This is a genomic window from Pseudomonas sp. W2I6, from assembly GCF_030815935.1.
GTDB lineage: Bacteria > Pseudomonadota > Gammaproteobacteria > Pseudomonadales > Pseudomonadaceae > Aquipseudomonas.
Genome location: NZ_JAUSXJ010000001.1, coordinates 1,241,405 through 1,267,606, shown reverse-complemented (window position 1 = coordinate 1,267,606; position 26,202 = coordinate 1,241,405). Strand labels below are relative to the sequence as shown.

Below are 26,202 nucleotides of genomic sequence, written 5' to 3'. Positions count from 1 at the left end.
AAAGTGTATTTGTGGCGAGGGAGCCTGCTCCCGCTGGAGTGCGAAGCGCTCCCAAGATTCTTGGGGCCGCTACGCTGCCCAGCGGGAGCAAGCTCCCTCGCCACAAGTATCAGCATGCTGTCAGCCAGGGTTTAGACCCTGGCGGCAAACACCGCCTGATGCGCCCGGCACTGCTCGGCCGTCAACATGAACACGCCATGCCCGCCGCGCTGGAACTCCAGCCAGGCGAAGTCCACTTCGGGGTACAACGCCTCGACGTGAACCTGGCTGTTGCCCACTTCGACAATCAGCAAGCCCTTCTCGGTCAAGTGATCTGCCGCCTCGGCCAGCATCCGCCGAACCAGGTTCAAGCCGTCGTCACCGCAGGCCAGGCCCAACTCCGGCTCGTGCTGGTATTCATCCGGCATGTCGGCAAAGTCTTCGGCGTCGACATACGGCGGGTTGGACACGATCAGGTCAAAACGCTGGCCCGGCAAACCATCAAAGCCGTCGCCCTGAACGGTATACACGCGCTCATCGACGCCATGGCGCTCGATGTTCTGGTTGGCCACTTCCAAGGCTTCAAAGGACAGGTCACCCAGCACTACTTCGGCGTCCTGAAACTCGTAGGCGCAGGCAATACCGATGCAACCGGAACCGGTGCACAGGTCCAGAATGCGTGCTGGCGGCGAGCCAAGCCACGGTTCGAAGCGGTTTTCGATCAGTTCGCCAATCGGTGAGCGTGGAATCAGCACACGCTCATCAACGATAAACGACATGCCGCAGAACCAGGCTTCCTTCAATAGGTACGCAGTAGGCACGCGCTCATGGATACGGCGGTGCAACAGGCGTTGCACGTGGGAGATTTCCTCTTCTTCCAGGTTGCAATCCAGGTAACTGTCGGCAATTTCCCATGGCAGGTGCAAGGCGCCGAGCACCAGTTGCCGGGCTTCGTCCCAGGCGTTGTCGGTGCCATGGCCAAAAAACAGGTCTTCCCCATGGAAACGGCTGACGGCCCATCGGATGTGGTCGCGCAAGGTGCGCAGGCGGGAAGTGATCACGGGGGCAAGCTCCTGGAAAAAACGACCGGCGATTCTAACAGTCTTAAGCTGTACCGACGATGTACGAAAAAACCCTTTGCCGCACGTCGGATTTCATCTTAAACGTGGTTTTTGCCTAAACGTAGTGCCCTATTGACATCGCTGCACGCCAACAACGGCGTACCTTACGATGGTAGCGATTCACAGAAGCGCTCAGCCAGAGGACAATGTCACAAAAGCCCCACTCACAGGAGCCCCAGAATGTCCGTTCCAAAGACGATGTTTCAACTCAGCGGTCGTGGTTACGCAGCGGCGAACCTGAACCATGCGACCCTCGTGATCATCGACGCCCAGAAGGAATACCTCAGTGGTCCCCTCGCCCTCTCGGGCATGGACGCTGCTGTCGAAAATATCAAGCAACTGGCGGCTGCCGCGCGCAACGCCGGGCGCCCGATCGTGCATGTGCGCCACCTGGGCACTGTCGGCGGGTTGTTTGACCCTCAGGGCGAGCGCGGTGAGTTCATTCCTGGCCTTGAGCCACAGGCCGACGAAACCATCATCGGCAAGCTGCTGCCCAGCGCCTTCCACGGCACCGGCCTGGAGAAACACCTGCAAGACCTCGGTTCCCTGGACCTGATCGTCTGCGGCTTCATGAGCCACTCCAGCGTCAGCACCACGGTGCGTGCGGCAAAAAACCTGGGCTTTCGCTGCACCCTGGTGGAAGACGCCTGCGCCACCCGCGACCTGCCTTACAAGGGCGGCATCCTCAGCGCCGACCACGTGCAGCAGACTGAAATGGCCATCATGGCTGACAACTTCGCCACCCTCGCCTTGACCAAAGATCTGATCTGATCGACCTTCGATGAGCGGGTAGCCGCCCGCTCATCCGCAAATACCTGTCATTTGCTGCAATTGCCTCTGTACCCGGAACAACCTGTGTATCTTCCGGTCGAAGGGCCGATACCCTGGAGGAAAGGTCGGAATGAAGATATCCGATGGTTTTGATGCTCGTCGCTTGCGCCCCAAGGGCCCGAGCAACTGGCGTCTGCGCATCGGCGCCGGCTTTGCCGCGCTGTTGGCGATAGGTGGCGTACTACTGGCAATTGCTGGCGGCGCTGGTTTGGTTGGACACTCACCGGCCCTGGGCGAGCTGAATGCCAGCCCTGGCGGTTCTGCAATACTCTTGGTCATCGGCCTGCTGGTGCTGTGGTTCGGCGTATGGCTGTGGCGCCGTTGCCGTCGGCGCATGCGCCAACCGCTGTCACTGAACATCGCTTCGCACCTGATGAAAAAGCACGACTGATGGCGTACAGATAGCGTTTGTTGCGCATCAAGCCGCCGCGATTAGGTAAACTGCCCGCCCTTCGCGGAGGCTGACATGCAAGACGACGATTTTTCCCTATTCAAGAACGAGCTGCGCGGCGTCAAGCCGATCAAGCATGATCGCGCCGACACCGGCAAACCCAAGACCGATCGCGCCCAGATCGCCAAGCTGCGCCAGGCCGCGACCGTGCGCACGGACGCCACCACCGTGGACGGCCTGTCGGATCAATTCGTTATCGATGTAGGTCCCGAAGACGAGTTGATGTGGGCCCGCGACGGCGTGCAGGAAAGCCAGATGCGCAAGCTCAAGGTCGGCCAGATCCCGTTCGAGGGCAGTCTCGACCTGCACGGCATGACCGTCGAAAAAGCCCGCGAAACCCTCTGGGCGTTCTTCGCCGAAGCCACCAAACTCGAAATCCGCTGCGTGCGCGTCACCCACGGCAAGGCCGTGCGCCTGGACGGCAAGCGGCCGATGATCAAAAGCCACGTCAACACCTGGTTGCGCCAGCACTCCCAGGTGCTGGGTTTTACCTCATGCCAGCCACGTCACGGCGGCGCTGGCGCGGTGTATGTGATGCTCAAGCGCACCATGATGGAAGGCCGCGACGAGTAACAAGTGCCATCGTCAGGCTTGCAGCGATGTGTTGGCCGCCGTACCCTTGCCCTTTGCGAAAATCCCACTAGGTAGTTTCATGTCCCTGGAACAGAATTACACCGCGATTCTCGGCCAACTCGGCGAGGACGTTTCCCGCGAGGGCCTGCTCGACACGCCAAAACGTGCCGCCAAGGCCATGCAGTATCTCTGCCGCGGTTATGAACAGACCCTCGAAGAAGTCACCAACGGTGCCTTGTTCAGCTCTGACAACAGCGAAATGGTGCTGGTCAAGGACATCGAGTTGTACTCGCTGTGCGAACACCACCTGCTGCCGTTCATCGGCAAGGCTCACGTCGCGTATATCCCGAGCGGCAAAGTGCTGGGCCTGTCGAAGGTCGCGCGTATCGTCGATATGTATGCCCGCCGCCTGCAGATCCAGGAAAACCTCAGCCGCCAGATCGCCGATGCGGTCCAGCAGGTCACCGGCGCCCTGGGCGTTGCAGTGGTGATCGAGGCCAAGCACATGTGCATGATGATGCGCGGTGTGGAGAAGCAGAATTCGTCGATGATCACGTCGGTGATGCTGGGTGAGTTCCGCGAAAACGCGGCGACCCGCAGCGAGTTTCTCAGCCTGATCAAGTAATACGCGGCACCTGGAAAAACCGGCGTTCATCGCCGGTTTTTTTTCGCCTGTGAAAAATCAGGTAAGCTGCGCCCCCTTAAGTCTAGGGCAAGAGGTTTCAGCCATGTTCGTCAAAGCACTTCGAGTGGGCCTCGGCCACGTCATCATCGCCGGCGACTTCCTGACCCGTCCGCGCAAAAAGCAGCGCCCTGCCGAACAACAGGCGCAGGTGAACGCAGCGGCCAAGGACCTGACCCTGTATCAATTCCACGCCTGCCCGTTCTGCGTGAAGACCCGCCGCACCCTGCACCGCCTGAACGTGCCGGTAGCTTTGAAGGATGCGAAGAACAACGAGCAGGACCGCCAGACCCTGCTGGAGCAAGGCGGCAAGATCAAGGTGCCATGCCTGCGCATCGAAGAGAACGGCCAGACCACCTGGATGTACGACTCCAAGGTGATCATCGATTACCTCGACAAGCGGTTTGCGGCGGTCTGACAAACAGCGAGAATCCAGTGTGGGAGCGGGCTTGCTCGCGAAGGCGGAGTATCAGCCACAGACGTAGTGGCTGATACTCCGCCTTCGCGAGCAAGCCCGCTCCCACATTAGTTTGGTATTGCCAATTCAAGATCCAACAATGCTGAGCCCAGGCACTTGCCATGGGCGTCCAGCGCCAGCGACCGCGTCACCCCGCCTCGCAGGATCCCCGGCAACACGAAGTTCAGTGCCTGCACATTGGGCAGTTCATAACGCCGCACCGGTGCAGCTCCCGCCTCCAGCAACGGCGCAAAAAATGCCGCCACCACCTCAGCCGTCAATTGCTCGCAGAGCAGCGGATAGTCCTCGGCCCGATACGCAATGATCGAGATGTTCGAGGTGTCGCCCTTGTCTCCCGTTCGGGAGTGGGCCAGGGTGTGCAGTTTCATGACTCGATCCTCGGGTTGACCGCGTGACGAGGCAGCAGCAACGAGGCCACCGCCACCACCTGGCGCAGGCTCTTGCTGGCGCCGCCGCCGCCGGACGGGCCGTTGGTGTAGAGAGTTTCAACTTCATTGCCGACACGCACCGCCTCGCTGCGCTCTGCGCAGCGGGCGGCTATGCGCAGGCGCACTTCCCACGATTCAACCGTGCTGCGCGGGCCGTGCAGGGAGTCGACGCCGATCAATTCGGCACGCACGTCCTGCATGCGCACACCGGTCAACTCCAAGCGTTTCAGGACCACATCACGAGCCAGTTGCGCACGAGCGACCGCGCCCGGGCCACCGTAGGAAATCTGCCCCTCACCGATCCAGCCGTCCAGATAACCGACGCTGACTTTCAACGCTTCGGGACGTGGCCGTCCGCTCGCGCCGTGGGCACGCACCCGGTCCACGGCTTCTTCGGTAAACGCCACCTGGGAAAAATCCGCGCACACGTCCGGTGTGAGGTAGGCCGCCGGGTCGTGCACTTCGTAGATCAATTGTTCGGTGCACGTGGCACGGCTGACCCGCCCACCGGAACCTGCGACCTTGGTGATCAAGGCCTCGCCGTCTGGGTCAATCTCGGCCAGTGGAAAGCCCAGGCGTGCCAGGTCGTCCACATCCTTGAAGCCCGGATCGGCAAAGTAGCCACCGCTGACCTGCCCCGCACATTCCAGTAAATGCCCCACCAGCGTGCCGCGCCCCAGCCGTTGCCAATCATCCGCAGCCCAGCCGAATTCGAACATCTGCGGCGCCAGGAACAACGAAGGGTCTGCGACCCGGCCGGTGATCACCACGTCGGCCTCGGCGCGCAAGGCGTCGATAATGCCGTCGGCGCCCAAATAGGCGTTCGCGGAAATCAATCGCTCGCCCAACGAGCCAAGGGTCTGACCGTTGTCGAGCAACTGCTCCGGCTGGGCACGCAAGGTCTCAAGCACGTCGTCGCCAACCACCGCCAGCACCTTGAGGTTAAGCCCCAATTCACTGGCAATCCGCCGCACTTCAACCGCCGCCGCCACCGGATTGGCCGCGCCCATATTGGTGATTACCCGCAGGCGTCGGCGCCCTTCGGACCGGCCGACAAAGGGCAGCACGCGGCGCATGCGCTCACTCAACAGCGGGTCGTAACCGCCTTGTGGATCGCTGATCCGCGCCTGTTGCGCCAGGGCGATGGTGCGTTCGGCCAGGCATTCGAAGACCAGGTAATCCAGGTCGCCCTGTTCGGCCAATTCCACCGCAGGTTCGATACGGTCGCCGGAGTAGCCGGCGCCGGAACCGATGCGCAAGGTTTTCATTTCAAATCACTCCCAGGAGCAAAGCCGTCAGGGTCATCAACACCGACGCGGCAAACAGAAAGGGGATGGTGAAGCGCTGGTGATCGGCCAATTCGATCTTGCACAGGCCCACCAACAGGAAGGTCGCAGGCGTCAACGGGCTGACCGGAAAGCCGGTGGTGTGCACGCCCAGCAACGAGGCCTGAGCCACTTGCAGCGGGTCGACGCCCAAGGCCTTGCCGACTTCGGCGATCACCGGCATCACGCCGAAGTAGTAGGAATCCGGGTCAAACAGCATGCTCAGCGGCATCGACAGGAAGCCCACCACCGCAGGGATCAACTTGCCGTGGCCCGCCGGAATCTGCGCCACCGCCACTTCGGCGATGGCCTTGAGCATGCCGGTGCCTTGCATGATGCCGGTGAACACACCGGCGGCGAGCAGGATGCTGGCCATGGTCAGGGCGGTTTTTGCGTGGGCGTCGATCCGCGCGCGCTGGGCGTCGACGTTCGGGTAGTTGATGCACAGCGCCACCACCGTGCCGAGCATGAACATCACCACCGGGTCGACCCAACCGGCGATCATCACCACCATCACCAGTACCGTCAGGACCAGGTTGACCCAGAACAGCCGCGGGCGACGCAGGGCAATGTCATCGTCGCTGAGCACCCGTTGCGGCACGGCGTCCACGCTGGAACCAGCGCCCAGGCCCAGGCGTTTTTCTTCCCGGTGGCCCAGCCACCAGGCGCAGGCGAATACAAAGACCAGGCCAACGATCTGCACCGGGATCAGCGGCTGGAACAAGTCCGCCACCGGCACGTGCAGCGCCGCCGAGGAACGCAGTACCGGGCCGGTCCACGGCAGGAAGTTGACCCCGGCCGCCATCGCCGCCACACACGCGAGGATGCGTTTATCAATTCCCAGCCGCGTGTACAGCGGCAGCATCGCCGGCACCGTCACCAGGAAGGTCACCGCGCCGGAGCCGTCGAGGTGCACCAGCAGGGCCAGGGTCGCGGTACCGACGACAATCCTTGTAGGACGCGTCCCTACCGTGCGCAGGATGCGATCAATGATTGGATCCAGCATGCCGGCATCGGTCATGATCCCGAAGAACAGGATCGCGAACACAAACATCCCCACCACGGGGGCGACGTTCTTGATGCCGGTGATGATGAAGGCGCTGGTTTGCAGGCCGAAACCGCCCAGCAGCGCGGCGATGATCGGCAAGGCAATCAGGGCCACCAGTGGCGACAGGCGTTTGCTCATGACGGCAGTGAGCAGGCACAGGATGGTGATGACACCCAGGGTAGCGAGCATGGGGTAGCTCCAGAACGGCGTTTTCGGCCGGTTATTGTTTTCCCTGGAGTATTGGAATCGCGTTAGGCTTTGTAAATTGGAATATTCGGCACTCAACATTCGAAAAAACAAAACGCTCGAGCAAAATAAAAATGAAAAATTCGATCCAGCATATCCAGGCGTTTCTCGCCGTTGCCCGCACGGGCAGCTTTACCAAGGCCGCCAACGAACTGCATTTGTCGCCCTCAGCGCTGACCGTGCAGGTGCAGCAACTGGAGGAATGGCTGGGCGTCGCGCTGCTCGACCGCAGCCCGCGCCACGTCAGCATCACCGCCGCAGGGCTGGATGCACGCGGGCCGATGGAGAAGCTGTTGCTGGACCTGGACAACATCGTCACCGGCTCCCGTGACCTGGCAGCGCTACGACGAGGCGTGGTGACCATCGCCGCCCTGCCCTCCGTGTGCGCCGGCGCGTTACCTCCCGCCCTGCGCCTGTTTCGCGAACGTTTTGCCGGGATCGAGGTGCGCTTGCATGACCTGGTTGCTCACCGCATTCATGCGCAAGTGCGTTCGGGCGAGGTGGATTTCGGTATTGGTGTGCGGGCGCGGCTGAGCCACGGGTTGGCGTTTGTGCCGGTGCTGAATGATCGGTTATGTGCGTTCGTGCCGCTGGATCATCCGCTGACTCGTTTTGCAAAGTTGAGCCTGGAGCAACTGGCCGACCAGCCGATCATCCTCACCGGCCGCGACAGCAGCGTGCGGGAACAGGTGGACGCGTTGTTCGATGAAACACGCCTGACGATGCTCGCGGGGATGGAGGCCAACTACATGTCGACCGTGTTGGCGTTGGTGCGGCAGGGCTTGGGGATCAGTGTGTTGCCGGAATCGGCGGCGGACAGTCTGGAGGGGTTGAAGCGGATTACCATTGATCATCCGGGGGTGAACCGGGAGATCGGGTTGATCAGTCGCAGTGGACAGCCGTTGAGCCCAGCGGCGCAGCGCTGTTTTGAGTTGCTCAGTGAAGAATTACCTGGCGCACCGCAAAACTAAATGTGGGAGCGGGCTTGCTCGCGAAGGCGGTGGGTCAGCCAATACATGTGCTGACTGGTACACCGCCTTCGCGAGCAAGCCCGCTCCCACATTTTTGACCGGATTGTCAGCCCAGCATCGGCACATGCTTGGGATGGCTGGCCACGCGCTTCAACCACGCCTGCACGCCTGGATAGGCGCTCAGGTCAAAGCCACCTTCATCCGCCACATGGGTGTAGGCATACAGCGCCACGTCGGCAATCGAGAATTGGTCGCCCACCAGATACGGTGTCAATTGCAACTGGCGCTCCATCACCTTCAGGGCTTTATAACCGCCCTTGTGCAGCTTCTTGTATTCCTCCAGGCGATCTTCCGGCAGCCCCAGGTAAAACTGGATAAACCGCGCCACCGCGATGTACGGCTCGTGGCTGTACTGCTCGAAAAACTGCCACTGCAGAACCTGGGTGCGCAGGCGCGGTTCGCTGGGCAGGAACTCGCTGCCATCGGCCAGGAAGTTGAGAATCGCATTGGACTCCCACAGGCAGGTGCCGTCTTCCAGCTCCAGCACCGGGATCTTGCCGTTGGGGTTCTTGGCCAGGAACTCCGCGGTCTGGGTGTCGCCCTTCAGGATGTCGACATCGATCCACTCATAGTCGATGCCCAACAGGCTGAGCATGAGTTTGACTTTGTAGCAGTTGCCCGATTTGTAATCGCCGTAGACCTTGTACATGGAGGCTCCCCTATGCCGCTTGCGCGTGCTGTGCTTGACGGACCACCGCAGCGAGACGCTTGAGACCTTCGTCCAAGCGCGCCGGGTCGATATGGCTGAAATTGAGCCGCAGGTGACCGTGATGATTGTCCGGCTCGGAAAAGAACGGTTCACCGGGCATGAACGCGATGTCCTGGTCGAGCGCAGGTGCCAACAAGGTGCGGGTATCGAGCGGCTGTTTCAAGGTCAGCCAGAAGAATAATCCGCCCTGGGGTATTTGCCAGTCGGCCAGGTCGCTGAAATGCCGCGCCAGTGCAGCCTGGAAAGCGTCGCGCCGGCCTCGGTAAAAACTGCGCAACTCTACCAGGTGATGCTGGTATTTCTCGGTGCCGATCCATTGCATCGCCTGCCACTGGCCAACGCGATTGGTATGCAGGTCGGCTGACTGCTTGAGTTTGAGCAGGTGCGGGAACAGGTCCGGACTGGCGATCAGGTAGCCGACCCGCAGGCCGGGCAACAAGGTCTTGGATACGGTGCCGGTGTAGATCCAGCTGGCCTTTTTCAGCCGGCTGACGATGGGTTGCGCGCTGCCGCCGTCGAAGGTCAGTTCGCGGTAGGGTTCGTCTTCGATCAGGGTTACGCCAAACTCGTCCAGCAACGCGGCGACGGCCTCGCGCTTGGCATCGCTGTAGCGCACCGCCGAAGGGTTCTGGAACGTCGGGATCAGGTAGACGAAGGACGGGCGATGCTGCTCAAGGCTGCTGCGCAAGGCTCTGAGGTCCGGACCGTCCGCCTCAAGCTGTACGGTCAGGCAATCGGCGCCGAACAATTGGAAAATCTGCAATGCCGCAAGGTAAGTCGGGCCTTCCAGGAGGATTTTGGTGCCCTTGTCGATGTACAGCTTGGCCGCCAGGTCCAGGGTTTGCTGGGAGCCGCTGACCACCATGACCTGGCGCGCATCGCAGGCAATACCCAGCACCCGCGCCTCGGCCGCCAGCAATTCACGCAACTGTGGCTCGCCTTCGCTCATGCCGTATTGGCCGATATTCAGCGGCATGCCTTCCCAATCCAGCGTGGGCAGCATCACTTCGGCCGGCAGGCCACCGGCGAAGGACATCACCTGCGGCTTTTGCGCCGCCGCGAGGATTTCACGGATCAGGGAGCTTTTAAGACGCGAAACACGTTCTGAGAAGGCCATAAGGGTCACCGGTAGCAAAGCCTGGGGAAAATACGTCAAACTGCTTGACCGAAATTACGACGACTTGGGCGGATACGTCAATATGCTTGACCTTAAAAACCAGACCAGCCAGCAAACCGCCATGGAAGCCTTCTTCTTCGGCTACCAGGCGTTCACCGCCAAGGCTGACGAAATGCTGGAGCGCCGCGGCTTGAGCCGGGTGCATCAACGCATCGTGTTTTTTATCGCGCGCTACCCGGCCTTGAGCATCAAGGAGCTGCTGGAACTGCTCGGCGTAAGCAAACAGGCGCTGAACATGCCGTTGCGCCAACTGCAGGAAATGCACCTGGTGGACAGCGTGGCGTCCGAGACCGACAAGCGTAAGCGCCTGCTGGAGTTGACCGAGGAAGGCCGGCGTTTCGAACAATCGCTGCGGCGCGAACAGGTAAAGCTGCTGCAACGGGCGTTTGCCGAGGCAGGCGAGACGGCGGTAGAAGGCTGGCTGGCGGTAAACAAGGCACTCAGTGGCCAATCCTGAATTGCCTTTCATCCCCTTTCGCACACAAAATAGAAAACATTATTTGCTTTATTTGTATACAAAAGCATAATTCGCTTCGTGCGAGTTCCTGACCTATTGGTCAACAAAACCCGCTGGTACCTCAAAGCGCTGCTGCCCACTCATGTGTCCGGCGCTGGAAATAACAATAAAACTCTTGAGGAGTACTTGCTGTGGAAAGCCGCAAATCCGAAGCCCCTACGCTCGACCTCTCGCCAACCCACAACGGTTGGCTGGAACGCCTGTTCAAACTCCGCTTGCATGGCACCACAGTGAAGACCGAGCTGATCGCTGGCCTCACGACCTTTATCACCATGGCCTACATCATCTTCGTCAACCCCAACATCATGGCCGACGCCGGCATCGATCACGGCGCGGCGTTTGTCGCCACCTGCATCGCCGCCGCGCTGGGTTGCCTGCTGATGGGCCTGTACGCCAACTGGCCAGTAGGCCTGGCGCCGGGCATGGGCCTGAACGCGTTTTTCACCTACACCGTGGTCGGGACCATGGGCTACAACTGGGAGACGGCACTGGGTGCGGTGTTTATCTCCGGTGTGTTGTTCATGATCCTGACGCTCTCACGCATTCGCGAGTGGCTGCTCAACAGCATTCCGGTGAGCCTGCGCCATGCCATGGGCGCCGGCGTCGGATTGTTTCTCGGGGTGATCGGCCTGAAAACCGCCGGCATCATCGTGCAAAGCCCGGCCACCCTGATCAAGCTCGGCTCCCTGCATGAACCCGCCCCATTGCTGGCGGCCATCTGCTTCCTGTTGATTGCGATCCTCAGCTACCACCGGGTATTCGGCGCGATCCTGATCAGCATCATCGCCGTGACCCTCGCCGGTTGGGGCCTGGGCCTGGTGGAGTACCACGGCATCCTGGCCACCCCGCCAAGCCTGGCGCCGACCTGGATGGCCATGGACGTGATGGGCGTGTTCAACGTCAGCATGATCAGCGTGGTGTTCGCCTTCCTGTTTGTGCACATGTTCGACACCGCCGGCACCCTGATGGGCGTGGCCCAGCGCGCAGGCCTGGTGAATGCCGACGGCAAGATCGAAAACCTCTCCCGCGCCCTGAAAGCCGACAGCGCCTCCAGCGTGTTCGGCGCCATGGTCGGCGTGCCGCCAGTCACCAGTTACGTGGAAAGCGCCGCCGGGGTTGCCGCCGGTGGCCGTACCGGGCTGACCGCCGTCACCGTGGGTGTGCTGTTTATCGCAGCGATGTTTTTTGCCCCGCTGGCTGGCATGATTCCGGCCTATGCCACCGCCGGCGCGTTGATCTATGTGGCGATGCTGATGATGAGCGGCATGGCCCATATCAATTGGGACGACGCCACCGACAGCATTCCGGCGATCGTCACGGCGATCATGATGCCCCTGACCTTCTCGGTGGCCGACGGCATCGCCCTGGGTTTCATCACCTACGTGGCGCTGAAGGCCGGCACGGGTAAACACAAGGAAATTTCCATCAGCCTGTGGGTGCTTTGCGCGATCTTCATCGCCAAGTTCGCGTTCCTGTAGGCCAACCCGCTTGACCCTGCCTCACCCCGTCGGGTGGGGCTTTTGTACGAATGGAGGAATGCAATGAGTCTGGAAACCTGGCTGCTGTTCAGCGGCGCTGCGCTGGTGGTGATCCTGATCCCCGGCCCCCTGTCCTTGTTGATGATCAGCAACAGCCTGAACTACGGCCTGCGCCGTTCGTACCCGGCCTTTCTCGGCGGGGTGATTGCTTCGATCTGCCTGCTGAGCGCCTCGGCGCTGGGTTTGGGTGCGTTGTTGCTGGCATCGGAACAGCTGTTCAGCGCCCTGAAGATCGTCGGCGCGCTGTACCTGTTCTACCTCGCCTGGCAGAGCTGGCAGCAATCCCGGCAACCGGCCCACGTCGCCGACGTACCGCAAGTGGCCGCCACCCCGCGTTTTCGTGCGCTGTTTGGCCGGGCCTTTGTGCTGGGCGCCAGCAACCCGAAGGACATCCTGTTTTTCGCCGCCTTCCTGCCGCAATTCCTCAGTGCCCAGCAGGCCTTTTTGCCGCAGTTGCTGATCATGATCGCCACCTGGACCGTGCTCGACCTGCTGTGCAAACTGGCCTACGGCCTCGGCGCCCATGGCGCCGCGCGCTACCTGCGCAGCGGCAGGGGCCAGAGCTGGTTCAACCGGATCAGCGCGGGCTTGTTCACAGGCGCCGGCGCTGCGTCGCTATTGAGCCGCTGAAGATCCAGCCCCGATCGCACTGACGATCGGGGCCGCCTTTATGGCGCAATCAGCAGGCGAAAAAAAGCCCGCAGTGTGAGCGGGCGAAAAACCAACGAAGAGCTTTGGGGGTGTGAAGCGCGGTGACGACTCAGCTACCGCGATAGGTGGAGTAGCTGTAAGGCGAAATCAGCAAAGGCACGTGGTAGTGATCCTGTTCGGCGCTGATGCCGAAGCGCAGCACCACCACATCGAGAAACGCAGGTTCGGGCAGTTGCACACCGCGGGCGCGGTAGTAATCACCGGCGCTGAACTGCAATTGATAGACGCCGCTGCGGTAGTCATCGCCTTGCAGCAGGGGTGCATCGCAGCGGCCGTCGCTGTTGGTCAGGGTGCTGGCGACCAGCTCAAGCTGTGCGCCCTCGACACGGTACAACTCAACCTTGATTGCGCTGCCAGGGCAGCCATGCGCGGCGTCCAATACGTGTGTGGTCAAACGTCCCATAGCGTCTGCGCGCCTCCCGAAGTCAGTAAAAGTGAAAGACCGCACCTTTTCAGGTCACTGAAAAAGCCGGCGATGGCTGATTAAGACACTTTTCAAAAAAATTGTACACAATAAAAATCACAAACTTCTGTTCTCCCCTGCCAGCGTTGGTGCTGGAGGCGATTGGTCAGCAGTCCTTGCTTTTAAACGACCTTTTAGCCATTAGCTGACCAGTCAGGCAGGTTTCTTGCAGTGCTATTCTGCAAAGACCCTGCGGAAAAAATGCAGAAATACAGGCTTACAAAGTGCACACTAAGTTGTATACAATCAGTCATCGTTGTGACGCCACCCAGTCTTTCCGCTGCCCGGCCGCCACACACACCGCTACCACGAACAAGAAGGAAGACTGCAGTGAGCGCTGACTACCCACGCGACCTGATCGGTTACGGCAGTAACCCTCCTCACCCACACTGGCCGGGCAAGGCCCGTATCGCCCTGTCGTTCGTACTCAACTACGAAGAAGGTGGTGAGCGCAACATCCTGCACGGCGACAAAGAGTCGGAGGCCTTCCTGTCCGAGATGGTCTCGGCGCAACCGCTGCAAGGCGAGCGCAACATGAGCATGGAGTCGCTGTACGAATACGGCAGCCGTGCCGGCGTGTGGCGCATCCTCAAGTTGTTCAAGGAATTCGATATCCCGCTGACCATCTTCGCCGTGGCCATGGCCGCCCAGCGCCACCCGGATGTGATCCGCGCGATGGTCGCCGCCGGCCACGAGATCTGCAGCCACGGCTACCGCTGGATCGACTACCAATACATGGATGAGGCCCAGGAACGCGAGCACATGCTCGAAGCGATCCGCATCCTCACCGAACTCACCGGCGAGCGCCCACTGGGCTGGTACACCGGCCGCACCGGCCCCAACACCCGGCGGCTGGTGATGGAGGAAGGCGGCTTCCTCTATGACTGCGACACCTATGACGACGACCTGCCCTACTGGGAACCCAACAACCCGACCGGCAAGCCGCACCTGGTGATCCCCTACACCCTGGACACCAATGACATGCGCTTCACCCAGGTCCAGGGTTTCAACAAGGGCGACGACTTTTTCGAATACCTGAAAGACGCCTTCGACGTGCTGTATGCCGAAGGCGCGGACGCACCGAAAATGCTCTCCATCGGCTTGCACTGCCGCCTGATCGGCCGCCCGGCGCGCCTGGCCGCCCTCAAGCGGTTTATCGAATACGCCAAGGGCCATGACCAGGTGTGGTTTACCCGCCGCGTCGACATCGCCCGTCACTGGCATGACGTACACCCTTTCCAGGGAGCCGCCAAATGACCGCGTTCCAAACCCTGAAACCGTCGAGCCTGAGCCGCGACGAATTCGTCGCAGCCTTCGCCGACATCTACGAACATTCGCCATGGGTGGCCGAAAAGGCCTTCGACCTGGGCCAGGACGCTTCGATCGACGAGATTGAAACCCTGCACCAGCGCATGAGCGACATCCTGTTGAGCGCCGATCACGCAAGCCAACTGGCCCTGATCAACGCTCACCCGGACCTGGCGGGCAAAGCGGCCGTCCAGGGCCAGTTGACCGAAGCCAGCACTAATGAACAGGCTGGCGCCGGTATTCACCAATGCTCGAGCGACGAGTTTTCGCGCTTCACCGAGCTGAACGATGGCTACAAGGCCAAGTTCAAGTTTCCCTTCATCATGGCGGTAAAAGGCAGCAACCGGCACCAGATCCTTGCCGCGTTTGAAACGCGCATTCACAACTCGGTGGAAGCCGAGTTCAAATGCGCGCTGGCCGAGATCAATAAAATCGCGTTGTTCCGATTACTGACCCTTTAGCAGACCTGGCCCGAGCGATTCATGAACGCCCAGGGCCTGGCGAGCATCCCAAGCCACTTACTTTAAGGCAGACAAGAAGAATGAAAGCGCAACCCGTACCTTTCGAAAAGTTCGTCAACCTGGCCGACGCCCGCCTGGGCACCAAGATCATCTCTGTCACCGATGACTGGTTCGCCGACGCCAACCGTCTGTTCCAGCCGACCCCGGCCGTGTGGAAGGAGGGCGTTTTCGATGACAACGGCAAGTGGATGGACGGCTGGGAGTCGCGCCGCAAGCGCTTCGAAGGCTACGACAGCGCCGTGATCCGCCTGGGCGTACCGGGTTCGATCAAAGGCGTGGACATCGACACTTCATTCTTCACCGGCAACTTCCCGCCATCGGCGTCCCTGGAAGCCTGCTTCCTCGCGAGCGGCGAGCCGGATGACAACACCCAATGGGTTGAAGTGCTGTCGGCTGTAGAGCTGCAAGGCAACAGCCATCACTTCCACGAGATCAACAACGACCAGGCCTTCAGCCACCTGCGTTTCAACATCTACCCGGATGGTGGCGTGGCCCGTCTGCGTGTGTACGGCATTCCATTCCGCGACTGGTCGGCGGTGGGCGACAACGAACAGGTGGACCTGGCTGCTGCATTGAACGGCGGCCGCGCACTGGCCTGCTCCGATGAACACTTCGGGCGCATGAGCAACATCCTCAACCCGGGCCGTGGCATCAACATGGGCGACGGCTGGGAAACCGCACGTCGTCGTACGCCGGGCAATGACTGGGTGATCGTCGCACTGGGCCACCCGGGCGAGATCGAGAAGATCGTGGTCGACACCCTGCACTTCAAGGGCAACTACCCGGACACTTGCTCGATCCAGGGCGCATTCGTGAAGGGCGGCACCGACAGCCAGATCGAAACCCAATCGCTGTTCTGGCGCGAACTGCTGCCGGCGCAGAAACTGGAAATGCACGCTGAACACACATTTGCCGAGCAGATCAAGGCGCTGGGCCCGATCACCCACATTCGTCTGAATGTGTTCCCGGATGGTGGTGTGAGCCGCCTGCGGGTTCTCGGTAAGGTCTCGAAGTAACACCCGATCGTTCCCACGCTCTGCGTGGGAATGCATACCGTGACGCTCTGCGTCACAAGAGCGGACGCAGAGCGTCCAGGGCGGCGTTCCCACGCAGAGCGTGGGAACGATCCATACACAAGATTAAGAAGACAGCCATGCGCACACTGATGATCGAACCCCTGACCAAAGAAGCCTTCGCCCCTTTCGGAGACGTTATCGAAACCGATGGCAGCGATCACTTCATGATCAACAACGGGTCGACCATGCGCTTTCATAAACTGGCGACGGTTGAAACCGCCACGCCAGAAGATAACGCGATCATCAGCATCTTCCGCGCCGACGCGCAGGACATGCCGCTGACCGTGTGCATGCTGGAACGACACCCGCTGGGCAGCCAGGCTTTCATCCCGCTGCTCGGCAACCCCTTTCTGATCGTGGTCGCGCCACTTGGCGATGAACCTGTATCGGGCTTGGTCCGCGCCTTCGTTACCAACGGCAGGCAGGGCATTAATTACCATCGCGGCGTCTGGCACCACCCGGTGCTGACGATCGAAAAGCGGGATGACTTCCTGGTGGTTGATCGCAGTGGCACAGGCAATAACTGCGATGAGCATTTTTTCAAAGAGGATGAGCGGTTGATCCTCGCCCCCCACCAATAAGAGAAGGTCTGATCACTCGACGACAGAGTGACAGGCGAGAGGTAAAGACTGTGGAAGCACATTTGATGGAATGGCTGAACCTGAGCGTGCGCTGGGTTCACATGATCACTGGCGTCGCCTGGATCGGCGCTTCGTTCTACTTCGTCTGGCTGGAAAACAACCTCAACCGCGTCAACCCCAAGGACGGCCTCGCCGGTGACTTGTGGGCGATCCACGGTGGCGGTATCTACCACCTGGAAAAATACAAACTGGCCCCACCGACCATGCCGGACAACCTGCACTGGTTCAAATGGGAAGCCTACTTCACCTGGATGTCCGGCATCGCGCTGCTGTGCGTGGTGTTCTACGCCAACCCGACCTTGTACCTGCTGGCCCCGGGCAGCAGCCTCAGCGGTCCGGAAGGTGTGTTGCTGGGCCTCGGTTCGCTGCTGGCCGGCTGGTTCATCTACTCCTTTCTGTGCGACTCGGCACTGGGCAAGCGCCCCGCCCTGCTCGGCCTGATCCTGTTCGTGCTGTTGATTGCCGCTGCGTACGGCTTCAGCAAAGTGTTCAGCGGCCGTGGTGCGTACCTGCATGTGGGCGCCGTGATCGGCACCATCATGGTGGGCAACGTGTTCCGCATCATCATGCCGGCCCAGCGCGCGCTGGTGGCAGCCATCGCCGAAAACCGCACGCCCGACCCGGCACTGCCGGCCAAGGGTTTGCTGCGTTCGCGTCATAACAACTACTTCACCTTGCCGGTGCTGTTCATCATGATCAGCAACCACTTCCCGAGCACCTACGGCAGCCAATACAACTGGCTGATCCTGGCGGGTATCGCGGTAGCGGCGGTGTTGGTGCGTCACTACTTCAACACCCGTCATAACAGCCAGAAATATGCCTGGACCTTGCCGGTTGGCGCGCTGGCGATGATTTGCCTGGCCTACGTGACCGGCCCAAAACCGGTGGCGACTGCACCGGATGTGGCCAAGGCTCCTGCGGCCATCGAATACCAGCCGCTGCCGGAAACGGCGTTGGGTGGCGGGCTTAAACCGGCTGCTCCAGCGGCACCTGCACCGGCACCTGCCGAAGCAGCACCGGCCCAGGCCTCGATTGATTTTGACAAGGTCCACGGGGTGATCCAGGAGCGCTGCGCGGTGTGCCATTCGGCCAAGCCGACAAGCCCGCTGTTCAGCACCGCACCGGCCGGGGTGATGTTTGATACGCCGCAGCAGATCCAGCAAATGGCCCCGCGCATCCAGGCACAGGCCGTGGCCAGCCAGATCATGCCGCTGGGCAATATCACCCAGATGACCCAGCAGGAACGGGACTTGATTGGCACCTGGATCACTCAGGGGGCGCGTACCAACTGACTGATTAACGCAGGACTAGTGTGGGAGCGGGCTTGCTCGCGAATGCGGTGTGTCATTCAACACTTCAGGTGACTGAACCACCGCGTTCGCGAGCAAGCCCGCTCCCACATGGGATCTGCGGTGTGCTTTGACGAATGAGTTCCACCCGGCAATTGAATGCCGAACAACACAACAATAAAAAGATCCGAGGTGTTGCATGTCCCAGCTAGAAACGCAGACTCCTGCCGCGCCCGCCATGGTGCGGCTGCCCCTCTTGCAACTGATTCTGGTAGGCCTGCAACACGTCTTGCTGATGTACGGTGGCGCCGTCGCCGTGCCTTTGATCATCGGCCAGGCCGCGGGCCTGAGCCGTGAAGAAATCGCCTTCCTGATCAACGCCGACCTGCTGGTGGCGGGCATCGCAACCATGGTCCAGTCCTTCGGCATCGGCCCGGTAGGCATTCGTATGCCGGTGATGATGGGCGCCAGCTTCGCCGCTGTCGGCAGCATGGTGGCCATGGCCGGCATGCCCGGCATCGGTCTGCAGGGGATCTTCGGTGCGACCATCGCCGCCGGTTTTTTCGGCATGGTGATCGCGCCGTTCATGTCCAAGGTCGTGCGCTTCTTTCCACCGCTGGTGACCGGTACCGTGATCACCGCCATTGGTCTTTCGCTGTTTCCCGTCGCGGTCAATTGGGCCGGCGGTGGCGCAGCGGCGTCCACGTTTGGCTCACCGATTTACCTGGCGATTGCCGCGCTGGTGCTGGCCACCATCCTGCTGATCAACCGTTTCATGCGCGGCTTCTGGGTGAATATCTCGGTGCTGATCGGCATGGCCCTCGGCTACGGGCTGTGCGGGATGATCGGCATGGTCGACCTCAGCGGCCTGGCGCGCGCCCCGTGGGTGCAAGTGGTGACGCCACTGCATTTCGGCATGCCCAAGTTCGAGTTGGCACCGATCCTGTCGATGTGCCTGGTGGTGGTGATCATCTTCGTCGAGTCCACCGGGATGTTCCTCGCCCTGGGCAAGATCACCGGCCAGGAAGTCACGCCGAAAATGCTCCGCCGTGGCCTGTTGTGTGACGCCGGCGCATCGTTTTTTGCCGGGTTCTTCAACACCTTCACCCACTCCTCGTTCGCGCAGAACATCGGCCTGGTGCAGATGACCGGCGTGCGCTGCCGTTCGGTGACGATCGTGGCCGGCGCGTTCCTGATTGTGCTGAGCCTGCTGCCCAAGGCCGCCTTTTTGGTAGCGTCGATTCCACCCGCAGTGCTGGGCGGCGCGGCGATTGCCATGTTCGGCATGGTGGCAGCCACCGGGATCAAGATCCTCCAGGAAGCCGACATTGCCGACCGTCGTAACCAGTTGCTGGTGGCGGTGAGTATCGGCATGGGATTGATCCCGGTGGTACGTCCCGAATTCTTTGCACAGCTGCCGCTATGGATGAGCCCGATCACTCACAGCGGCATCGCCATGGCCACGATCAGCGCGCTGTCGCTGAACCTGTTATTCAACATCCTGGGTGGCGCCGAACGCGCTGCCCCAAGCGCTCACGCACACCCACATTGATTCCTGCGTCACAACAAAAACAATAACGATCAGGGAACACACCATGTACGCCATTCACCCGGGGCCGGCCACGCGCCGTGCCCCATTCTCGCCCCGCGCGCTCTTTAACGGCGCACTTGAGCACAGGCCTGGGAGTCAGTATTCTCGGCGCCCGCTCAAATCGACTCAAAAAAAAACAGCGAATGTAAAAGCTGACTGCAAGGCCAACTTATCCCGGCCCCACGTCCGCAGCCAATGTGTGCAAAAACTCTCCGAATTCGACTGTGTTCATCACAGCCGACGGGGATTTTTTGGCTTTTTAAACACCTTGGCGCAGCTCTTGCTAAAAGCATCAAAGCTGACCGAACAGACGATTTTTGCGGCAAGCCAAAAGACGCCACACCAGAGCGTCCGCTTAGAAAAAAAACCAGAAACCTTTACCTCGGGAGCAACCGAATGAAACGTACCGTGAACAGCCTGATGCTGGCAGGATCCCTGCTGGCCGGGGGCCAGGCCATGGCCGGTGATCTGCTGCAGTGGCAGAACAACAGCCTGACTTATCTGTGGGGCAAGAACTTCACTGTTAACCCGCAGATCCAGCAAACCGTGACCTTCGAACACGCCGATGCGTGGAAGTACGGCGACAACTTCTTCTTCCTCGACCGCATCTTTTACAACGGCAAGGAAGACGGCAATGTCGGCCCGAGTACTTACTACGGTGAGTTCAGCCCACGCTTGTCGTTCGGCAAGATTTTCGACAAGGACTTGTCGTTCGGTCCGATCAAGGACGTGTTGCTGGCGTTCACTTACGAGTTCGGCGAAGGCGACAACGAGTCGTACTTGCTCGGCCCGGGCTTCGACCTGGCAATCCCTGGTTTCGACTACTTCCAGCTGAACTTCTACCAGCGCCAGACCGAAGGCAATCGCCCGGGTGACGGCGTATGGCAGATCACACCGGTGTGGTCGTACACGATCCCGGTGGGCAACTCCAATGTGCTGATCGACGGCTTCATGGACTGGGTGGTGGATAACGACAAGAACGCCCGCGGCACTTACCACGCCAACCTGCACTTTAACCCGCAGATCAAATATGACCTGGGCAAGGCGTTGCATTGGGGCGAGAAGCAGTTGTATGTCGGTATCGAATACGACTACTGGAAGAACAAGTACGGGATCCAGGACAGCGGCGCGTTCGAGACCAACCAGGACACTGCGAGCCTGTTGGTGAAGTACCACTTCTAACCACACCGCCTATCCCCTGTGGAATCGGGTTTACGTGGGAGCGGGCTTGCTCGCGAATGCGGTGGGTCAGTCAATACATCTGGCGACTGACACACCGCATTCGCGAGCAAGCCCGCTCCCACACAAGCCCGCTCCCACATTCAGTCCGGTGTCAGGCCCAGGAACCGCTGCAACTCTTCGCGCTTGGCCAGCGCATCCCGCCTTCCCAGCTCGATCAATTCGCTGCAATACCCCGCCTCGAACAGCAGGTAGCTGAGCACACCCGCGCCACTGGTTTTGGTCGCCCCCGGCCCGCGCAGAAACAGGCGCAATGCCGCCGGCAATTCCTGGCGGTGACGTGCCGCAATTTCGTCGATTGGCTGACTGGGAGCGATCACCAATACTTCCACTGGCGCCAAACCTTGTATCGCCGCGTTGGCCGGCAACACGTGGCTGAACTGGTTCAGGCGCTCGAGCAATTCGATATCGCTTTCCAGGCTGTCGATGAACGTGCTGTTGAGCATGTGCCCGCCGATCTGCGCCAACGTCGGCTCCTGGCCGGTGAAGGTGCGCGCCGGGTTCGATGGATCGTTACCACGCGGGTTGCCACTGACCCCCACCACCAGCACGCGGCTGGCGCCCAGGTGCAACGCAGGACTGATCGGCGCCGACTGGCGCACCGCCCCGTCACCAAAATATTCCTGGCCGAGTTTGACCGGCGCAAACAGCAACGGAATCGCCGAGCTGGCCAGCAAGTGTTCAACGGTCAATTGGGTGGGAATGCCGATGCGCCGATGCCGCAACCAGGCATCGATGGTGCCGCCGCCCTGATAGAAGGTCACGGCTTGCCCGGACTCGTATCCGAACGCGGTCACCGCCACAGCATGAAGGTGTTTCTCGCGGATCGACTGCGCGATGCCTTCCAGGTGCAGCTTGTCACGCAACAGATCCCGCAGCGGCGAACTGTTGAGCAGCGCCACTGGCACCTGCGCCCCCATCCCCAGCAGGCTGTGGATAAGGAAACGACTGGCCTGGCTGATCACTCCGGGCCAGTCGCTGCGCAGCACCAGGTGGCTGCGAAAGCCTTGCCAGAAGGCGGTCAGGCGCTGGATGGCGGCGGTAAAGTCCATGGCGCCACTGGCCAGGCTCACCGCATTGATCGCCCCGGCCGAGGTGCCGACAATCACCGGAAACGGATTGGCGGCCCCCGGCGGCAACAGCTCGGCAATCGCCGCCAATACCCCCACCTGATAGGCGGCCCGCGCCCCGCCGCCGGAAAGAATCAAGCCTGTGACCGGTTCAGCTGAGCGCATTGCATCACTCCATGGTGCTTGGGGACTTCAGATCAACGGCGGCGTTTTTCATATAGCTTAGGCTCACCTGGCGGCCGGCTCTTGAAGCGGCGGTGCGTCCACAGGTATTGCTCGGGGCATTCGCGCACGGAAGCCTCGACCCACTGGTTGATGCGCAGGCAATCGATCTCGTCGGATTCACCCGGGAAGTCGGTCAGCGGCGGATGGATCACCAGGCGATAACCGCTGCCGTCGGCCAGGCGCTCCTGGGTGAACGGCACCACCAGAGCCTTGCCCAGGCGTGCGAACTTGCTGGTGGCAGTGACGGTGGCGGCCTGAATACCGAACAGCGGCACGAAGATACTTTGCTTGGCGCCGTAGTCCTGGTCCGGTGCGTACCAGATCGCACGACCGGCCCGCAGCAGCTTGAGCATGCCGCGCACGTCTTCGCGCTCTACGGCCAGGGAGTCGAGGTTGTGCCGCTCGCGGCCACGGCGCTGGACGAAATCGAACAAGGGGTTGCCGTGCTCGCGGTACATGCCGTCGATGGTGTGCTTCTGCCCGAGCAAGGCGGCGCCGATTTCCAGGGTGGTGAAATGCAGGGCCATGAGGATCACGCCCTTGCCTTCCAGTTGCGCCTGCTTGAGGTGCTCCAGCCCTTCGACATGGGCCAGGCGCGCCAGGCGCGGCTTGGACCACCACCAGCTCATGGCCATCTCGAAGAACGCGATGCCGGTGGAGGCAAAGTTTTCCTTGAGCAAATGTTTACGCTCTTTAGCGGACTTTTCCGGGAAGCACAGTTCCAGGTTTCGTGCGGCGATACGTCGACGTTCACCGGCCACCCGGTACATTCCCGCCCCCAAGGCACGGCCAATCCCCAGTAAAGCCCGGTACGGCAACTGCACAATCAGCCACAGCAAACCCAGCCCCAGCCATAACAGCCAGAAGCGCGGATGAAAAAATACAGCTCGAAAACGCGGGCGATCCATTCAAGATTCCGGTAAAGACAACGGCCGCGCATTCTACAACGGTTCGACCCGGCTTGCGGCTAGCGGATGTTCTCGTTATAAGTCTCGACACTTTTCGTGACAAGCCGCTTTGCCGACCATGAGCCAAACCGAACCGCTAGACCAAGATCCCGTGTTCCAGTTGAAAGGCAGCATGCTCGCCATTACCGTGCTGGAACTGGCCCGCAACGACCTTGATGCCCTGGACCGCCAGCTCGCCGCCAAGGTCGCCCTGGCGCCGAACTTCTTCAACAATGCACCGCTGGTGCTGGCCCTGGACAAGCTCCCGGCCGGCCAGGGCGCGGTCGACCTGCCCGGGCTGATGCGCGTGTGCCGCCAGCATGGCCTGCGCACCCTGGCGATCCGTGCCAGCCGGATCGAAGACATTGCTGCGGCAATCGCTATTGAACTGCCAGTACTGCCGCCGTCGGGTGCCCGCGAGCGTCCGCTCGACCCGTTGGTCGGCGAAGAGAAGAAAAAACCGGAGAAACCGCCGGAGCCGACGATCAAGCCGACAAAGATCATCACCTCTCCCGTACGGGGCGGGCAGCAGATTTACGCCCAGGGTGGCGACCTTGTCGTCATCGCCCCGGTCAGCCCGGGGGCGGAACTTCTCGCCGATGGAAACATCCATGTATACGGCCCCATGCGTGGTCGTGCCCTGGCCGGCATAAAAGGTGACACCAAGGCCCGTATTTTTTGCCAGCAGTTGACCGCTGAGCTAGTGTCCATCGCAGGCCAGTACAAGGTTTCGGAAGATTTGCGCCGCGATCCGCTGTGGGGGGCCGGGGTACAAGTCAGCCTGTCGGGCGATGTGTTGAACATCGTTCGTCTTTAACGGATACTGCCGCATTTTCCAAGCATCTCTGGACTCTGATAGCACAGCGAAAACGGCAAAACTTGTGTAGGAATAATTTTAAGGTGGGGTTTGCCCAGGCAAACCGTGCTTTCTCCTACAAGAGCTGCCCGCCTGCAGCGAGTGACAAGAGATGTTTTTCAGGGACTAAAAAGTCCTTTTTCCTTAGGGGTGAAACACCTTGGCCAAGATTCTCGTGGTTACATCCGGCAAGGGTGGTGTGGGTAAGACCACCACCAGCGCCGCTATCGGTACCGGCCTCGCTCTGCGCGGCCACAAGACAGTTATCGTCGACTTCGACGTCGGCTTGCGTAACCTCGACCTGATCATGGGCTGTGAACGCCGCGTGGTTTACGACTTCGTCAACGTCGTCAATGGCGAAGCCAACCTGCAACAGGCCCTGATCAAGGACAAGCGCCTTGAGAACCTGTATGTACTGGCCGCCAGCCAGACCCGCGACAAAGACGCGCTGACCAAGGAAGGCGTGGGCAAGGTCCTCGCCGAACTGAAGGAAACCTTCGAATACGTGGTGTGCGATTCCCCGGCGGGTATCGAGACCGGTGCTCACCTGGCGATGTACTTCGCCGACGAAGCCATCGTCGTGACCAACCCTGAAGTCTCCTCGGTACGTGACTCGGACCGCATGCTCGGCCTGCTGGCCAGCAAGTCCCAGCGCGCCGAGAAAGGTGAAGATCCGATCAAGGAACACCTGCTGCTGACCCGCTACAACCCTGAGCGCGTCAGCAATGGCGAAATGCTAGGCGTTGAAGACGTGAAGGAAATCCTCGCCGTGACCCTGCTGGGTGTGATCCCGGAATCCCAGGCCGTCCTGAAGGCATCCAACCAAGGTGTGCCGGTGATTCTTGACGACCAGAGCGACGCCGGCCAGGCGTACAGCGATGCGGTAGATCGCTTGCTGGGCAAGACCGTGGAACATCGCTTCCTCGATGTTAAGAAGAAGGGATTCTTCGAGCGTATCTTTGGAGGCAACTAAACAATGAAATTTCTCGACTTCTTTCGCGCCAACAAAAAGCCAAGTACCGCGTCGGTAGCGAAAGAGCGTCTACAGATCATCGTGGCGCACGAACGCGGCCAACGCAGCACCCCGGATTACCTGCCAGCCCTGCAGAAGGAACTGGTGGAAGTGATCCGCAAGTACGTCAACATCGGTAACGATGACGTGCATGTCGCCCTGGAAAATGACGGCAGCTGCTCGATTCTGGAACTCAATATCACCCTGCCTGATCGTTGATCGAAAAGGCGGTCGCCACGGCGGCTCGGTTACCTGGCTCCCCTCACGGGGCCGGGTGAGCGAGCCGCCGTTGGCGTTTGTTACGAGGCTGTTTTAATGCCGTTGTCCAATGTCCATATCCTTCATCAGGACGCTGCTGTCCTGGTGGTGAACAAGCCTACCCTGCTGCTCTCGGTGCCCGGTCGCGCCGACGACAACAAGGACTGCCTGATCACCCGCCTGCAGGAAAACGGCTACCCCGAAGCCCGCATCGTCCATCGCCTGGACTGGGAAACGTCCGGGATCATCCTGCTGGCCCGAGACGCGGATACCCACCGTGAACTGTCCCGCCAGTTTCATGACCGGGAAACCGAAAAGGCCTACACCGCACTCTGCTGGGGCCAACCGGAACTGGACAGCGGCAGCATCGACTTGCCCTTGCGCTACGACCCACCGACCAAGCCACGGCACGTGGTGGACCACGAGTTCGGCAAGAACGCGCTGACCTTCTGGAAAGTCCTGGAGCGTTGCGGCGACTGGTGCCGGGTTGAGCTGACACCGATCACCGGCCGCTCCCATCAACTGCGCGTGCATATGCTGTCCATCGGGCATCCGTTGCTGGGCGATGGCTTGTACGCCCATGAACAGGCCTTGGCTGCCTGGCCACGCCTGTGTCTGCACGCCAGCATGTTGAGCTTCACCCATCCCCAGAGCGGCGAGCGTCTGCGCTTCGAGTGCCCCGCGCCGTTTTAACCTGTAAACGCAATTAAAATGTGGGAGCGGGCTTGCTCGCGAATGCGGTGGATCAGTTAGCTCATTCGGCGACTGACACACCGCATTCGCGAGCAAGCCCGCTCCCACATTTGTTCTGTGCACTTATCCCGTCGGACGGTAAACTCGCGCCATTGCTGTCTGGAGCTA

General features: G+C 60.7%; 30 protein-coding genes. 21 read left to right on the top strand and 9 right to left on the bottom strand.

Annotation, left to right across the window (positions count from 1 at the left end; all coding sequences use genetic code 11):
• Positions 1-131: 131 nt before the first annotated feature.
• Positions 132-1,040, bottom strand: a complete 909-nt coding sequence (gene prmB / locus QF039_RS06025; RefSeq protein WP_307517148.1) for a 50S ribosomal protein L3 N(5)-glutamine methyltransferase — start codon at positions 1,038-1,040, stop codon at positions 132-134.
• A gap of 240 nt (positions 1,041-1,280) precedes the next feature.
• Between prmB and QF039_RS06020 the strand changes: the two genes are divergently transcribed.
• The 5 genes from QF039_RS06020 to QF039_RS06000 all read left to right on the top strand — a co-directional run bounded on the left by QF039_RS06020 (position 1,281) and on the right by QF039_RS06000 (position 4,055).
• Entirely contained in the window at positions 1,281-1,871 is a 591-nt protein-coding gene (locus QF039_RS06020) for a cysteine hydrolase family protein (protein WP_008433198.1), read from the top strand.
• Positions 1,872-2,001: 130 nt separating this feature from the next.
• On the top strand, positions 2,002-2,322 hold the full coding sequence (locus QF039_RS06015) for a hypothetical protein (protein WP_003213133.1): 321 nt from the start codon (positions 2,002-2,004) through the stop codon (positions 2,320-2,322).
• Between the two features lie 75 nt (positions 2,323-2,397).
• Positions 2,398-2,955, top strand: coding sequence for a Smr/MutS family protein (locus tag QF039_RS06010; RefSeq protein ID WP_307517147.1), 558 nt, complete (start codon positions 2,398-2,400; stop codon positions 2,953-2,955).
• A 79-nt stretch (positions 2,956-3,034) separates the two neighbouring features.
• Positions 3,035-3,580: a GTP cyclohydrolase I FolE gene (folE, locus tag QF039_RS06005; protein WP_003204506.1), complete on the top strand. Its 546-nt coding sequence runs from the start codon at positions 3,035-3,037 to the stop codon at positions 3,578-3,580.
• Between the two features lie 103 nt (positions 3,581-3,683).
• Positions 3,684-4,055 carry a glutathione S-transferase N-terminal domain-containing protein gene (locus tag QF039_RS06000; protein ID WP_063031984.1) on the top strand — a complete coding sequence of 124 codons (372 nt, stop codon included), beginning with the start codon at positions 3,684-3,686 and terminating at the stop codon, positions 4,053-4,055.
• Between the two features lie 107 nt (positions 4,056-4,162).
• Here QF039_RS06000 and QF039_RS05995 read toward each other — a convergent pair whose 3' ends face one another.
• From QF039_RS05995 to QF039_RS05985, 3 genes are read right to left on the bottom strand one after another with little or no spacing between them, the layout of a single operon-like run.
• Positions 4,163-4,483 carry a hypothetical protein gene (locus QF039_RS05995; protein ID WP_087694789.1) on the bottom strand — a complete coding sequence of 107 codons (321 nt, stop codon included), beginning with the start codon at positions 4,481-4,483 and terminating at the stop codon, positions 4,163-4,165.
• The gene (locus QF039_RS05990; protein WP_307517146.1) at positions 4,480-5,811 is read right to left on the bottom strand and encodes an acyclic terpene utilization AtuA family protein; all 1,332 of its coding nucleotides are present in this window, start codon (positions 5,809-5,811) and stop codon (positions 4,480-4,482) included. Before QF039_RS05990 ends, QF039_RS05995 begins: the two co-directional genes overlap by 4 nt.
• A 1-nt stretch (position 5,812) precedes the next feature.
• A complete protein-coding gene (locus tag QF039_RS05985; protein WP_003213142.1) occupies positions 5,813-7,105 on the bottom strand; it encodes a CitMHS family transporter in 1,293 nt (430 codons plus the stop codon).
• A gap of 131 nt (positions 7,106-7,236) precedes the next feature.
• On the opposite strand from QF039_RS05985, the gene QF039_RS05980 reads away from it, so the two are divergent.
• Complete coding sequence (locus tag QF039_RS05980) at positions 7,237-8,133, top strand: LysR family transcriptional regulator (RefSeq protein WP_003213144.1); 897 nt, start codon at positions 7,237-7,239, stop codon at positions 8,131-8,133.
• 106 nt (positions 8,134-8,239) lie between these two features.
• On the opposite strand, the gene QF039_RS05975 is transcribed toward QF039_RS05980, so the two are convergent.
• Positions 8,240-8,842: a glutathione S-transferase family protein gene (locus QF039_RS05975; RefSeq protein WP_008432197.1), complete on the bottom strand. Its 603-nt coding sequence runs from the start codon at positions 8,840-8,842 to the stop codon at positions 8,240-8,242.
• Between the two features lie 10 nt (positions 8,843-8,852).
• A complete protein-coding gene (locus QF039_RS05970; protein WP_003212839.1) occupies positions 8,853-10,019 on the bottom strand; it encodes a PLP-dependent aminotransferase family protein in 1,167 nt (388 codons plus the stop codon).
• Positions 10,020-10,101: 82 nt separating this feature from the next.
• On the opposite strand from QF039_RS05970, the gene QF039_RS05965 reads away from it, so the two are divergent.
• The 3 genes from QF039_RS05965 (at position 10,102) to QF039_RS05955 (ending at position 12,764) form a co-directional block, all read left to right on the top strand.
• Positions 10,102-10,536, top strand: coding sequence for a MarR family winged helix-turn-helix transcriptional regulator (locus QF039_RS05965; RefSeq protein WP_307517145.1), 435 nt, complete (start codon positions 10,102-10,104; stop codon positions 10,534-10,536).
• A 191-nt stretch (positions 10,537-10,727) separates the two neighbouring features.
• Positions 10,728-12,074: an NCS2 family permease gene (locus QF039_RS05960; protein WP_003212843.1), complete on the top strand. Its 1,347-nt coding sequence runs from the start codon at positions 10,728-10,730 to the stop codon at positions 12,072-12,074.
• A gap of 63 nt (positions 12,075-12,137) precedes the next feature.
• Entirely contained in the window at positions 12,138-12,764 is a 627-nt protein-coding gene (locus QF039_RS05955; protein WP_008432192.1) for a LysE family translocator, read from the top strand.
• Positions 12,765-12,894: 130 nt separating this feature from the next.
• Here QF039_RS05955 and uraH read toward each other — a convergent pair whose 3' ends face one another.
• Complete coding sequence (gene uraH / locus QF039_RS05950; protein ID WP_003209117.1) at positions 12,895-13,248, bottom strand: hydroxyisourate hydrolase; 354 nt, start codon at positions 13,246-13,248, stop codon at positions 12,895-12,897.
• Positions 13,249-13,638: 390 nt separating this feature from the next.
• On the opposite strand from uraH, the gene puuE reads away from it, so the two are divergent.
• From puuE to QF039_RS05910, 8 genes are all read left to right on the top strand, one after another.
• Positions 13,639-14,565 (top strand): allantoinase PuuE, encoded by a 927-nt coding sequence (gene puuE / locus QF039_RS05945; RefSeq protein ID WP_008432189.1) that lies wholly within the window; start codon positions 13,639-13,641, stop codon positions 14,563-14,565.
• Positions 14,562-15,077: a 2-oxo-4-hydroxy-4-carboxy-5-ureidoimidazoline decarboxylase gene (uraD, locus tag QF039_RS05940; protein WP_003209113.1), complete on the top strand. Its 516-nt coding sequence runs from the start codon at positions 14,562-14,564 to the stop codon at positions 15,075-15,077. Before puuE ends, uraD begins: the two co-directional genes overlap by 4 nt.
• A gap of 80 nt (positions 15,078-15,157) precedes the next feature.
• The gene (gene alc / locus QF039_RS05935; RefSeq protein ID WP_003209112.1) at positions 15,158-16,153 is read left to right on the top strand and encodes an allantoicase; all 996 of its coding nucleotides are present in this window, start codon (positions 15,158-15,160) and stop codon (positions 16,151-16,153) included.
• A 137-nt stretch (positions 16,154-16,290) separates the two neighbouring features.
• The gene (locus QF039_RS05930; protein WP_003209110.1) at positions 16,291-16,794 is read left to right on the top strand and encodes an ureidoglycolate lyase; all 504 of its coding nucleotides are present in this window, start codon (positions 16,291-16,293) and stop codon (positions 16,792-16,794) included.
• Positions 16,795-16,844: 50 nt separating this feature from the next.
• Entirely contained in the window at positions 16,845-18,146 is a 1,302-nt protein-coding gene (locus QF039_RS05925) for a urate hydroxylase PuuD (protein ID WP_087694785.1), read from the top strand.
• A gap of 196 nt (positions 18,147-18,342) precedes the next feature.
• Complete coding sequence (locus QF039_RS05920) at positions 18,343-19,695, top strand: nucleobase:cation symporter-2 family protein (protein WP_087694784.1); 1,353 nt, start codon at positions 18,343-18,345, stop codon at positions 19,693-19,695.
• Positions 19,696-19,738: 43 nt separating this feature from the next.
• Positions 19,739-20,134, top strand: a complete 396-nt coding sequence (locus QF039_RS05915) for a hypothetical protein (protein WP_143495519.1) — start codon at positions 19,739-19,741, stop codon at positions 20,132-20,134.
• Complete coding sequence (locus QF039_RS05910) at positions 20,131-20,916, top strand: outer membrane protein OmpK (RefSeq protein WP_003209104.1); 786 nt, start codon at positions 20,131-20,133, stop codon at positions 20,914-20,916. The genes QF039_RS05915 and QF039_RS05910 overlap by 4 nt, the downstream gene beginning before the upstream one ends.
• A 140-nt stretch (positions 20,917-21,056) precedes the next feature.
• Here the strand turns inward: QF039_RS05910 and QF039_RS05905 are convergent, their stop codons facing one another.
• Positions 21,057-22,208: a patatin-like phospholipase family protein gene (locus tag QF039_RS05905; protein ID WP_177117507.1), complete on the bottom strand. Its 1,152-nt coding sequence runs from the start codon at positions 22,206-22,208 to the stop codon at positions 21,057-21,059.
• 32 nt (positions 22,209-22,240) lie between these two features.
• On the bottom strand, positions 22,241-23,176 hold the full coding sequence (locus tag QF039_RS05900) for a lipid A biosynthesis lauroyl acyltransferase (RefSeq protein ID WP_087694782.1): 936 nt from the start codon (positions 23,174-23,176) through the stop codon (positions 22,241-22,243).
• Between the two features lie 118 nt (positions 23,177-23,294).
• Between QF039_RS05900 and minC the strand changes: the two genes are divergently transcribed.
• The 4 genes from minC to QF039_RS05880 all read left to right on the top strand — a co-directional run bounded on the left by minC (position 23,295) and on the right by QF039_RS05880 (position 26,034).
• The gene (minC, locus tag QF039_RS05895; RefSeq protein ID WP_003209099.1) at positions 23,295-24,032 is read left to right on the top strand and encodes a septum site-determining protein MinC; all 738 of its coding nucleotides are present in this window, start codon (positions 23,295-23,297) and stop codon (positions 24,030-24,032) included.
• Positions 24,033-24,231: 199 nt separating this feature from the next.
• Positions 24,232-25,044, top strand: coding sequence for a septum site-determining protein MinD (gene minD, locus QF039_RS05890; RefSeq protein WP_003209098.1), 813 nt, complete (start codon positions 24,232-24,234; stop codon positions 25,042-25,044).
• A 3-nt stretch (positions 25,045-25,047) separates the two neighbouring features.
• On the top strand, positions 25,048-25,302 hold the full coding sequence (gene minE / locus QF039_RS05885) for a cell division topological specificity factor MinE (RefSeq protein ID WP_003175252.1): 255 nt from the start codon (positions 25,048-25,050) through the stop codon (positions 25,300-25,302).
• Positions 25,303-25,398: 96 nt separating this feature from the next.
• On the top strand, positions 25,399-26,034 hold the full coding sequence (locus tag QF039_RS05880) for an RluA family pseudouridine synthase (RefSeq protein ID WP_008432172.1): 636 nt from the start codon (positions 25,399-25,401) through the stop codon (positions 26,032-26,034).
• Positions 26,035-26,202: the final 168 nt, after the last annotated feature.

Excerpts from the sequence above, each read along its gene's own strand:
- QF039_RS06020 (WP_008433198.1), top strand. The coding sequence starts at position 1,281 with ATGTCCGTTCCAAAGACGATGTTTCAACTCAGCGGTCGTGGTTACGCA.
- QF039_RS06015 (WP_003213133.1), top strand. The coding sequence starts at position 2,002 with ATGAAGATATCCGATGGTTTTGATGCTCGTCGCTTGCGCCCCAAGGGC.
- QF039_RS06010 (WP_307517147.1), top strand. The coding sequence starts at position 2,398 with ATGCAAGACGACGATTTTTCCCTATTCAAGAACGAGCTGCGCGGCGTC.
- folE (WP_003204506.1), top strand. The coding sequence starts at position 3,035 with ATGTCCCTGGAACAGAATTACACCGCGATTCTCGGCCAACTCGGCGAG.
- QF039_RS06000 (WP_063031984.1), top strand. The coding sequence starts at position 3,684 with ATGTTCGTCAAAGCACTTCGAGTGGGCCTCGGCCACGTCATCATCGCC.
- QF039_RS05995 (WP_087694789.1), bottom strand. The coding sequence starts at position 4,483 with ATGAAACTGCACACCCTGGCCCACTCCCGAACGGGAGACAAGGGCGAC.
- QF039_RS05990 (WP_307517146.1), bottom strand. The coding sequence starts at position 5,811 with ATGAAAACCTTGCGCATCGGTTCCGGCGCCGGCTACTCCGGCGACCGT.
- QF039_RS05985 (WP_003213142.1), bottom strand. The coding sequence starts at position 7,105 with ATGCTCGCTACCCTGGGTGTCATCACCATCCTGTGCCTGCTCACTGCC.
- QF039_RS05980 (WP_003213144.1), top strand. The coding sequence starts at position 7,237 with ATGAAAAATTCGATCCAGCATATCCAGGCGTTTCTCGCCGTTGCCCGC.
- QF039_RS05975 (WP_008432197.1), bottom strand. The coding sequence starts at position 8,842 with ATGTACAAGGTCTACGGCGATTACAAATCGGGCAACTGCTACAAAGTC.
- QF039_RS05970 (WP_003212839.1), bottom strand. The coding sequence starts at position 10,019 with ATGGCCTTCTCAGAACGTGTTTCGCGTCTTAAAAGCTCCCTGATCCGT.
- QF039_RS05965 (WP_307517145.1), top strand. The coding sequence starts at position 10,102 with ATGCTTGACCTTAAAAACCAGACCAGCCAGCAAACCGCCATGGAAGCC.
- QF039_RS05955 (WP_008432192.1), top strand. The coding sequence starts at position 12,138 with ATGAGTCTGGAAACCTGGCTGCTGTTCAGCGGCGCTGCGCTGGTGGTG.
- uraH (WP_003209117.1), bottom strand. The coding sequence starts at position 13,248 with ATGGGACGTTTGACCACACACGTATTGGACGCCGCGCATGGCTGCCCT.
- uraD (WP_003209113.1), top strand. The coding sequence starts at position 14,562 with ATGACCGCGTTCCAAACCCTGAAACCGTCGAGCCTGAGCCGCGACGAA.
- alc (WP_003209112.1), top strand. The coding sequence starts at position 15,158 with ATGAAAGCGCAACCCGTACCTTTCGAAAAGTTCGTCAACCTGGCCGAC.
- QF039_RS05930 (WP_003209110.1), top strand. The coding sequence starts at position 16,291 with ATGCGCACACTGATGATCGAACCCCTGACCAAAGAAGCCTTCGCCCCT.
- QF039_RS05920 (WP_087694784.1), top strand. The coding sequence starts at position 18,343 with ATGTCCCAGCTAGAAACGCAGACTCCTGCCGCGCCCGCCATGGTGCGG.
- QF039_RS05915 (WP_143495519.1), top strand. The coding sequence starts at position 19,739 with ATGTACGCCATTCACCCGGGGCCGGCCACGCGCCGTGCCCCATTCTCG.
- QF039_RS05910 (WP_003209104.1), top strand. The coding sequence starts at position 20,131 with ATGAAACGTACCGTGAACAGCCTGATGCTGGCAGGATCCCTGCTGGCC.
- QF039_RS05905 (WP_177117507.1), bottom strand. The coding sequence starts at position 22,208 with ATGCGCTCAGCTGAACCGGTCACAGGCTTGATTCTTTCCGGCGGCGGG.
- QF039_RS05900 (WP_087694782.1), bottom strand. The coding sequence starts at position 23,176 with ATGGATCGCCCGCGTTTTCGAGCTGTATTTTTTCATCCGCGCTTCTGG.
- minC (WP_003209099.1), top strand. The coding sequence starts at position 23,295 with ATGAGCCAAACCGAACCGCTAGACCAAGATCCCGTGTTCCAGTTGAAA.
- minE (WP_003175252.1), top strand. The coding sequence starts at position 25,048 with ATGAAATTTCTCGACTTCTTTCGCGCCAACAAAAAGCCAAGTACCGCG.
- QF039_RS05880 (WP_008432172.1), top strand. The coding sequence starts at position 25,399 with ATGCCGTTGTCCAATGTCCATATCCTTCATCAGGACGCTGCTGTCCTG.